The organism is Carnobacterium sp. (assembly GCF_032094055.1).
Classification (GTDB): domain Bacteria; phylum Bacillota; class Bacilli; order Lactobacillales; family Carnobacteriaceae; genus Carnobacterium_A.
This window is the reverse complement of record NZ_DAMDAK010000012.1, coordinates 21020-30439: the sequence shown is the minus strand read 5'-3', so window position 1 is coordinate 30439 and position 9420 is coordinate 21020. Positions and strand designations below refer to the sequence as shown.

At 35.8% G+C, this 9420-nt stretch carries 10 protein-coding genes and 1 pseudogene; 5 read left to right on the top strand and 6 right to left on the bottom strand.

The window, feature by feature from the left end:
* The 6 genes from RT405_RS03325 to RT405_RS03300 all read right to left on the bottom strand — a co-directional run.
* A partial coding sequence (locus RT405_RS03325; RefSeq protein ID WP_313467541.1) for an SIS domain-containing protein occupies positions 1 to 497 on the bottom strand: 497 nt, incomplete at its 3' end.
* 17 nt (positions 498 to 514) lie between these two features.
* Positions 515 to 1315 carry a PTS system mannose/fructose/sorbose family transporter subunit IID gene (locus RT405_RS03320; RefSeq protein ID WP_313467540.1) on the bottom strand — a complete coding sequence of 267 codons (801 nt, stop codon included), beginning with the start codon at positions 1313 to 1315 and terminating at the stop codon, positions 515 to 517.
* On the bottom strand, positions 1308 to 2096 hold the full coding sequence (locus RT405_RS03315) for a PTS sugar transporter subunit IIC (protein WP_313467539.1): 789 nt from the start codon (positions 2094 to 2096) through the stop codon (positions 1308 to 1310). The genes RT405_RS03320 and RT405_RS03315 overlap by 8 nt, the downstream gene beginning before the upstream one ends.
* 19 nt (positions 2097 to 2115) lie before the next feature.
* A complete protein-coding gene (locus RT405_RS03310; protein ID WP_313467537.1) occupies positions 2116 to 2598 on the bottom strand; it encodes a PTS sugar transporter subunit IIB in 483 nt (160 codons plus the stop codon).
* Positions 2573 to 3001 (bottom strand): PTS mannose transporter subunit IIA, encoded by a 429-nt coding sequence (locus RT405_RS03305; protein ID WP_313467535.1) that lies wholly within the window; start codon positions 2999 to 3001, stop codon positions 2573 to 2575. The genes RT405_RS03310 and RT405_RS03305 overlap by 26 nt, the downstream gene beginning before the upstream one ends.
* A 72-nt stretch (positions 3002 to 3073) precedes the next feature.
* Positions 3074 to 5803, bottom strand: coding sequence for a sigma 54-interacting transcriptional regulator (locus RT405_RS03300; protein WP_313467533.1), 2730 nt, complete (start codon positions 5801 to 5803; stop codon positions 3074 to 3076).
* Positions 5804 to 6347: 544 nt separating this feature from the next.
* Between RT405_RS03300 and RT405_RS03295 the strand changes: the two genes are divergently transcribed.
* The 5 genes and pseudogenes from RT405_RS03295 to RT405_RS03275 form a co-directional block, all read left to right on the top strand.
* Entirely contained in the window at positions 6348 to 6755 is a 408-nt protein-coding gene (locus RT405_RS03295) for a cytidine deaminase (RefSeq protein ID WP_313467532.1), read from the top strand.
* 72 nt (positions 6756 to 6827) lie between these two features.
* The gene (locus tag RT405_RS03290) at positions 6828 to 7142 is read left to right on the top strand and encodes a hypothetical protein (protein WP_313467530.1); all 315 of its coding nucleotides are present in this window, start codon (positions 6828 to 6830) and stop codon (positions 7140 to 7142) included.
* Between the two features lie 83 nt (positions 7143 to 7225).
* Positions 7226 to 7378: a hypothetical protein gene (locus RT405_RS03285; RefSeq protein ID WP_313467528.1), complete on the top strand. Its 153-nt coding sequence runs from the start codon at positions 7226 to 7228 to the stop codon at positions 7376 to 7378.
* A 301-nt stretch (positions 7379 to 7679) separates the two neighbouring features.
* Positions 7680 to 9041, top strand: a complete 1362-nt coding sequence (guaD, locus tag RT405_RS03280; protein WP_313467526.1) for a guanine deaminase — start codon at positions 7680 to 7682, stop codon at positions 9039 to 9041.
* Positions 9042 to 9060: 19 nt separating this feature from the next.
* A pseudogene (locus tag RT405_RS03275) lies at positions 9061 to 9420 on the top strand (solute carrier family 23 protein); the annotation flags it as partial.

The following is a 9420-nucleotide window of genomic DNA, read 5'->3' as shown; positions in this document are numbered from 1 at the left end:
TTATTTTCTAATCCCCAGTATAAACCAAAGAGCAGCAAATTCAGTTTTGTACAATAATATCCTTTTGTTTTAGCTCCCGCTAATTCTTCGCCGCAATGAACTGTTAACACATAATCAGCCTGCTCATCAATATAAGCATTTTCCAACCCGGCCATTGAGGCGGTTAAACACCCTGCCTCTTTAGCAATTTTCATTGCTTCATACGTTGAGAAGCTGCTTCCGCCTTGCGAAATACCGATGACTAATGTCTTTTCATTGTGATTTAAAAAAGTTTCCTTAGTAATCATAAATGGATAAAGAGAAACCACTTCAATATTCATTAGTTTGCGGAGCATGGGTGCTATCTGCAGCCCTGCATGGTAGCTCGTTCCAGAACCTGTAATCACAACTTTTTTCAAATCTAATTTTTCCACTTTATTAAATAGTTCCTCTGCTTTTTCCACAATTTCGCTCATTTTTTCTGGTGTCTCATGCAAATAATTTTCAATTAATGACATCTTTATTCCTCCAATTTTTATAAAATACCCACAGCGTGTAAGGCAATCCCTAAAACAATAAGTCCTACCGTTAACCAAGTCACACTAAATTTCTTCATTGCTTTCCATACAAGTAAAGTAACGGCGAGCGGCAACATTTTCGGTAAAATTTGATCGAGAATATCTTGAACTACCACTTCGGCTCCGCTAATATTCCAGGTGATCGGTGTCACAATATTCAGCATAGTAGCAACCATTCCTCCAACTACCGCTAGTCCAATAATGGTTGCAATCGCCATGATTTTGTCCATCAATCCTTCTTTTTGGATTCTATCTAATGAATTAACTCCTAATTTATAGCCAAACTTCAATCCAAAAACGCGGATCAAAATGTTTGGAATATTATACAATAATAGGAAAAGAATCGGTCCAAAAATACTTCCTTCTTTGGCTAATGATATTCCTATACCCGCTGCAATGATTCGGAAAGTTCCCCAGAATAATGAATCGCCAATACCTGCTAAAGGACCCATTAAAGAAGCTTTGACAGCATTAACAGATTGTGTGTCAAATGCTGGATTGTTGACGTTTTCTTCCTCCATCGCTGCAGAGATCCCAAGAATTGTGGGAACCATCGAAGGCGTGGTGTTAAAAATTTCTAAGTGACGAGAAATGGCTTCTGATTGATCTTCTTTATTTGTATACAGCTTTCTTATTACCGGAAGCATTGAATAACAGTACCCAATATTTTGCATCCGTTCATAATTAAAAGCTCCTTGTAGAGCAAAAGACCTCCAAAAGATCTTTGACAATTCTTTTTTGCTTATCTTATTAGTCAAAATCAATCTCTCCTTCCGTTAGATTTGATTCACTTGCATCCTCTTTGACTTCTTTCTTGGGCTCAATGTAAAAGTGAATGATTAGTGCAATGCATGCGGCAAATAATGCGATGGCAGTAATATCCAGACCGCCATACGCAGCTGCTAAGAAACCGATAAAGAAGAAAGGCGCCATTTTTCTTGAGTACAGCATATCAATCAATAATGCAAATCCGATAGCAGGCAAGATATTCCCTGCAATTTGTAATCCTTCTAAAACTACATTCGGTATTGCGTTGATTAAACCAGACACTTTATCTGCGCCTAATAAAATAGCTAAGAATGTTGGTAAGAACGTACTTAGAAAAAATAGTAAAACTGGCATCCACATACAAACAGCAAGTCCTTTATAATTAACCTCTCTTGCGTATTTGTCAGCTTTGTGCGAGAAATACGTATTAGCAATTCGAACAAGAACTCCTAGAGATTGAGCTAATACAGCAATAGGAACTGCCAATGCAAGTGCGACTTCTACGCCTTGACCAGAAATAATTGCAAATGCTGTTCCTAATACACCGCCCGTAACAACGTCTGGCGGTGTTGCAGCCCCTATTCCTGCAATCCCCATCCAAATCAATTCTAACTGTGCGCCAATAATAATGCCTTTTGGAAGATCTCCTAAGACTAAACCAACTAACAACCCTGTCACTAATGGCCGCTCAAACATCAATTGTCCAAAAATACGTCCATCCAGAATACCTATACCTGCGATTAAACCAATCATTAGTGCCTGACTAGCCATGAACAATCACTCACCTTTCTTAAATTTCAAAATCTTCTAGTGTTTTGATTTTATCTCTTGGCAGCATTCTAAATTCTACTTTTGCGCCTGTATCACGAATAGCCTTTAAGTTTTCTATATCTTGTTCATCGACAGCCACAAGATCCGTTAACTTTTTCTTACCTTCAGAGTAGCGCAATCCACCGACATTTAAACTTTTTATCACACCATTTGAGTTTTCGATCAGCTTACGAGCATCCATTGTATCCTTAACTAAAATCAACACATTACTTTTTTTCGATTGACTGAATTTTTCAACGATTTCTCCAGACTCTTCTACTCCGCGTATATAAAGATTTACATTACTGGGTTTGGCAAGATTTAAAGCTGTAGCTTTCATCTTATCGTTTTTTGCATCATCATTTACAACCAGGATCGTATTTACTCCTAGTGAATTTGTCCATCCAAAAGCTACTTGTCCATGAATCAAACGGTCATCAATCCTCATCAAAGCTAATGTCATTATTATTCACCTCTTTAATTTTTTCGTTTATAAACTGAATACCTTGTGTTCCTTCTTGAATTGATTTTTTTACAGCTTCCGCACTTGAAGAAGTTTCTCCTTCAAGTATGGCTGTTAATAACATTGGTAAGTTCACTCCTGTAACCAATTTAAACTCATATCCTTCTAAAAGAAATTGTGTAAATAAGTTCGCTACACTCCCTCCAAATACATCTGTAAATACAATTAATCCTCTGCCTTTTTTGTGGTCTAAAAGTTTTTTCACTTCCTCTTCTGCGTCACTGGCAGATTTTTCTTTTGTCATTTGAAAGACTTCTAAATTTTTTGGAACACCCATAATTAAATCAAGACTATCCTTGAATCCGCTGGCTAAGGTCCCGTGAGTTGCAATTAAGTAATTCATATTATTCTCCTTTCTATACTTTTTATAATGCAAAAACCATGCCAACATAGTGACATGGTTTTTAAAGTTTATCTAAATGCTGTCAGGATAAAGGATATTATGAATATATCCAATTTCCGGTAAAGGGACATGCACACTATAGCTCTGTTCAATCACACTAAGAACGTTTTTAATGACACGTATTGCTTTTTCGTTTTCATAGGAAAACTTTTCAATGTCAGGAAATTCTTCTATTTCTGATCTTCGAATCAATCTTTCGACCATACAGCTGATATGGACATAGTGTGCGATTTTCTTCGCATTTGTCAGTCCAATCAACAGATCCTTTTCTAAGCTGTTTATTACGTTCTCACAGATCTCCATTATCTTTTTAGTATCCAATATAGTGATAGAATCTAATACTCTGTTTAACGAAAAACTTCTCACTAAACGGTTATTGATCTCATCAATTTCATTTTCTGTAAGAATTGAATCAAAAAGATTAATCATCTCATTCTTTCCGTCACCAGTAATAATTTGGTCAAGGAACACAAAAGGTACATTTTTAATTTCAGGGTCATCTGTTCCAACTATTGAGACAATTTCATATTTCTTTTCTATTTCGCTCGGGATCCCATTATTTTTTAATTCAGCGAAATTTATTGAAAGGATTTGAATATTTACGATCCCGTCTAAACAATTACTCAATAAAGTTTGGATTTGGATAGCTGTTCCTAGTCCGGTTAAACACGTTGTGATAATCGCTTGTTCTTTCTTCAGTTTGGGTTCATATAATTGTACATTTGGTACGACATTTTCTTTTATCCGCTGTCCAATTTCTTGTAAAGGTAGCTTTTGATCAATCATGTTTCCGACTTCTAATGCCATAAGCGTATTTAATTGGTCAATAAATAATAATGGTTTATTTAGAGCCTCGCATAAACTCGCATACAAAGTATTTAAAGAACCCATATCTACCATTACAATGATTTCCCGAGCTGAATTTATTCTGCTTGAATATTCGAAAATTTTTTCTGATATATCGTTTATAGTTGCTACAATAGGCATATCTATCCCTATAAACGTTCTTTTACCCAAGATTCTATTACATAAATTAGCAATGCTGCTTGCAGTAGCATAACCATGCGCAACGATAATTCCTTCGATTTCATTAGTTGAAATATTCAAGTTTACCATAGATAAAAACAATGAAAGGTACATTTGATCAACTTCGCTGAAATGAATATCAAGGCTGGTTTCAATTAAAGGAATAATTTTAGAAATGGTCATTTGTTCATTTGGATATAAATCTTTTACAAAATTCAAAATGGCTAGTGTGATACGTTTATCTTCAACGTTTCTTTTAAAAACAAACTTATAAATATAATAAGAAACGCCTGTAACAAAATTGCCGTCATAAACTAATCTTGATGAAGAATCTAAAGTACGAAAAACATCTTGCATTGTTTCAGAGACAAATTTTTCTAAATTTTCATTTGTATCTGTATGATTTGCATATATCAACTCGTTCATAATATTATCTAAAACCGATTCAAATAAGTTTCTTGTTTCAAAAGTTGTTAAGCCTTCCGACTGGGCCTTTGTGTACGCATCCATTATTTTAGTGTCTAATGAAGCACGTTCATTCGTTATTCTGGGCACAAAAGTCGTATTCCCTTTAGGCGTGAAAAAGTATTTCCTTTTTTCGATCGTGTACGTTTCTGCTATAGGCTTATGTCGATACATTTTTGCGGGTAGATCTTTTAATACGATATAGATCTCATCACTTTGCGGTTCTCTTGCATTTGCTCTCCCGCATACATACTTTATAACGTTTTTTATATCGCCAATATTCCCGCTGTATTCGCTTTGCAATAAGAGATCAAATACTCTTGGGGACACAACAATATTCTTATTAAAGCTTTTACTTTCACCGAAGAAAGCTTTTTCGACGATTTGCTTTTTTTCTAAAATTCCGCGTTCTTCAATATTGGGAATATGGATATGAATAGGGATTCTTCGCATAAATGTTTCAAGAAAATCTTCTTTCTGTTCTGTAGTCGCAAAAACTAACCGCACATTTGAGGCATGATTAGATGTTTCTCCGATTCTTGAATAAAACCCTTCATCCATATAAACAAATAATTTCTCTTGTCCTTCCGGCGGCAATCTATGGACTTCGTCTAAAAAAAGCACTCCGCCATCTGCGTCATTTAATAATCCGTTACGATCTTCTTCTGCGCCAGTAAAAGCTCCTTTGACGTATCCAAATAATATTCCAGACAACAGTTCAGGATTATTATGGTATTGAGCACAGTTAAATACTTTAAAAGGAGCATTATCATCAACAACTTTTGCTGATTTCATAAATTGATAAGCAATATTTACAAAGAAGCTTTTTCCAACTCCCGTATCACCGGTTATCATCATCGGAAGCCCTCTTCCTGGGTAAAAAACAGCAGTTTTCATTTGTTCAACTGCATCAGATAGGCTCATATCATAACCAATCATTTTTTGTAGAATCACTTCTGAAGTTAGTGCCTTCAATGCTGACTCAAGCTCAGCTAAGCTGCCATATGTGTCTTTCAGGATAATAGAAAAATATTCTTCGAACTTTTCTTTCATTGAAAATAAAACTGGGCGTGTATTAATTTTTAAAAAAATCTTTTCAGATACTAAAGCGTTTGCAATTTTACTCGCATTTGTTCTTCCAGTATCTAAAAACACTGCAAGATCTCTTGTATCAAAAAAACATTCCTCGATATTACTTATACCTATTTTTTCACACTTAGATTTTGCATAATCTATTGTTTCTTTCTTCATTGTTAAACCACACCTTCCGGATATAAGTCATTCACTTAGTATAGATAATTGTGCACGTTTTTATGTTAACTCATTTTTTTTATTAAAAAGCTAGAAGACACCTTGCCATTGATAGTAAAAATATATAAGCACAAACAGAAATGATGAATTATTTAATGAAATAACTTTGTTTAATACTTTGACAAAACTTTTATTTAAAAACACTTCTTGAATAGGCAATTATCTAATTTTAAGTCCTTGGGTTAATCATATAAACTATTATTGCATAAATCTTATAAAATAATAAATCAATAATTAATACAATTCGATACAATTAGAATTATCATTTTGTTCTATCTCTTAATTAACTAATCCGTAATCATTCTCCAGAATATCTTAAAATACACATAATCTTACAGTTCCTTTTTATTTTTTCTATTAAATCAAGTCTAGCAAATATTAGGTTATCTTTTCTATTAACTCCTTGAATAAAAGTATCGCTTACTTTTAAAAAAGAGGTATGGTATAACTAAACTAACAAACAGAACGTTAGTGAGGTAAAAAAATGGACATAGAAAATGCTTTATACGAAGCTGCTATTCAATTAATAATAAAACGCTACCCTAAAGGCTGGGGCGGAGCTGCTGCTATGTATACAAAAGACGGGCAAATTTTAACAAGTGTGGCTCCCGATGTCCTTAACGCTTCCACAGAATTGTGTATGGAGACAGGTGCCATTCTAGAAGCGCATAAACTAGACACCGCTGTTACGCACAGTATCTGTATCGCTAGAGAGGATGAACATGCTCCTTTTAAAATTCTCACTCCATGTGGAACATGCCAAGAACGATTAGTCTACTGGGGATCAACCGTAAAAGCGGCCGTTACAACTAAAGAAAATGGTCTTCTATTTAAAACACTGGAAGAACTGCAACCCTACCACTGGTTGAGTGCTTACAGCGATGATAAATAAATTTGTTTGTCATACCCTGGTGAGAAATAAAGTTTTAATGATAGAGTAATCTAACTGAATGGAGGATTTATTATGGTTAGTTTTCTTATTTTCGGTAGTTTAGGACTGGGATTAATTGCTTGGATACTGGCAATCGTTAATTTAATCAGGTACAAAAATAACCGCCATCAACATTGGGCGACTTTTTCCACCTTAAGTGTCGCTGCTTGCGCTGTTGCCTTGTATTTTCCACTGGTTTATAGTTCACATTTGGTAAACATCGGAGATCTATCTGCATTGATGGATACGATTGCCACGATAACGAGTGCCGCTGCTATCCTGCTAATCGTTACGCTTATTTTAAACGGCCTAACTTTGGTTTTATATCGTAACCATACAAAAAAATAGACTTTGTTTTTAATCTCTGAATAGGTATATTTTTCGAATAAACCTAATTTTACATAACTAGTTAAACAAAGGAGAGAAACTATATGGGTTTTACCGATGGCTTTTTTCAACTATACGGATTGATTATTAGTTTATTTTGGTTGGCAATTATCGTATTTGTTGTTTACGTCGTAACGAAGTTTTTAAAATTAACTAAAGAGCGAAATGAACAATTAAATGAAATCAGGAAAGAGTAAAAAAAACAAAATGAATCAAAACATTGAGAGTGGACCTTCATCATTCTTAGATAAACAGCAGTCGTTAAAAACGATTGCTGTTTTTTATTGTATTTTTGCATTAAATAGTCCTTCTTTTTTGCTTCTCGTTCCTTATCTTTCTGTAAATTAGGAAAGATAACACTATCCAATCTCTTTCTTCACCAAAAACACGAACATTAAAAAAACTAACATTATTATAATTCGTAAATATCATTGACTTGTCTCTCAAACATCCTTTATAATAAAAAATGTGTTAATAATACGAACAAAGGTGAGGTATATGAAGGATATTGTTAAGGTCTTAAAAGGAACGGGGTTTTCTAGTATTTCTGCACATGAAGTGGAAGTACTAGAAAACTATCTCTACTGTATAGATGATCAAGGAATGATTGCAAAACGTTTGGCTCCATCAGATGCGTTGTATCAGTCTACGCTGCAAGAAGCAAAAAAAGAAGATAAGCTAACCGAATTAGCTGAAGGGCAATACCTCTTACCCGGATTTATCGATTTACATATTCATGCTCCTCAATGGGCTCAAAGCGGAACTGCATTAGATATTCCCTTATACCAGTGGTTGAACACCTATACTTTTCCATTGGAAGCAAAATTTGAGGACACCGCTTTTGCCGAGAAAGTCTATGCTCACTTGGTGGATACTTTATTGGCTAATGGAACGACGACCGGTCTTTATTTCGCGACAGTGCATGAAGAGGCTAGCTATAAACTAGCTGAAATTTGTGCTCAAAAAGGCCAACGGGGACTAGTCGGAAAAGTTGTAATGGATGACGCTGAACAGAATCCTGATTATTATCGCGATAAGGATACACAAACGGCCCTAGCCGATACCGAACGATTTATTCAACGTGTCAAAGCTTTGCAAGCCGAAACTTTTCAAGGTGTTTATCCTGTCGTTACCCCTCGGTTCGTGCCTAGCTGTACTGATTCAGCTTTAGCGGGATTGGGGAAATTGGCAGAAACGTATGATGTGCACGTGACCAGTCACTGCAGCGAAAGCGATTGGGAACATGGTTACGTCAAAGACCGATTTGGTAAAAATGATGCCCAAGTCTTGAATGATTTTGGATTATTAAGAGATAAATCTGTCATGGCTCACTGTAACTTCTTAAGTGAATCCGATGCAGCTACTTTTAAAGAAACAGGCACAGCAATTGCTCATTGCCCTATCTCCAATGCTTATTTTGCAAATAGCGTGATTCCAATTAAACAATTTCATGAACTTGGAGTTGAAGTTGGTTTAGGAACCGATCTTTCTGGAGGATATGATCCAAGTATCTATTCAGCGATTCGCCAAGCCGTTATCTCCTCTCGTATGCTGGAAGATGGCGTGGATACGAAGAAAGACCCTAAAGAACGTGGAACGAGTCACTCTCGTATCACAGTTAACGAAGCTTTTTATTACGCAACAGCTGGCGGAGGAGAAAGTGTCAGCCTGCCAATTGGACGACTTGCAGAACATTATGCTTTTGACGCTCAAGTGATTGATACTACTGTTTCTCAAGCTTCCATGCCGATTTTTGATAAAACCGAACCGCTAGAAGATATTTTTCAAAAGTTGCTTTACTTAACAAAGCGTGAAAATATCGTTTCAGTCTGGGTACAAGGAAAACAAATTAACGAATAAGAAGGAGATTTGTCTACAAATGGAAACGACTCAAATGAATATATCAGTGAAAACAGAGGATACTGTAACTTGGAAACAAAGTCTATTGCTTGGATTACAACACTTATTGGCCATGGATGTCTATGTTGTGCCGCTCATCGTCGCTTTGACTGTCGGCTTCTCTGCTAGTCAATCAGCCGTCCTGATTCAATCTACTTTCATCGCTGCCGGTATTGCTACCATTATTCAAACAGGTTTATTGATGAAAATGCCCGTTGCGCAAGGTGCTTCTTTTATTCCGATCGGTGCTATCGCTGGAATTACGTTAGCCAATGGTGGCGGTATGGAAGGCTGGGGTGTAGCAATGGGTGCCAGCTTTTTAGGAGCAGTTGTCGTAACG

Bases quoted from the DNA above. Each gene is read 5' to 3' on its own strand.
- RT405_RS03310 (WP_313467537.1), bottom strand. From the start codon at position 2,598: ATGACATTAGCTTTGATGAGGATTGATGACCGTTTGATTCATGGACAA.
- RT405_RS03300 (WP_313467533.1), bottom strand. From the start codon at position 5,803: ATGAAGAAAGAAACAATAGATTATGCAAAATCTAAGTGTGAAAAAATA.
- guaD (WP_313467526.1), top strand. From the start codon at position 7,680: ATGAAGGATATTGTTAAGGTCTTAAAAGGAACGGGGTTTTCTAGTATT.
- RT405_RS03315 (WP_313467539.1), bottom strand. From the start codon at position 2,096: ATGGCTAGTCAGGCACTAATGATTGGTTTAATCGCAGGTATAGGTATT.
- RT405_RS03285 (WP_313467528.1), top strand. From the start codon at position 7,226: ATGGGTTTTACCGATGGCTTTTTTCAACTATACGGATTGATTATTAGT.
- RT405_RS03290 (WP_313467530.1), top strand. From the start codon at position 6,828: ATGGTTAGTTTTCTTATTTTCGGTAGTTTAGGACTGGGATTAATTGCT.
- RT405_RS03305 (WP_313467535.1), bottom strand. From the start codon at position 3,001: ATGAATTACTTAATTGCAACTCACGGGACCTTAGCCAGCGGATTCAAG.
- RT405_RS03295 (WP_313467532.1), top strand. From the start codon at position 6,348: ATGGACATAGAAAATGCTTTATACGAAGCTGCTATTCAATTAATAATA.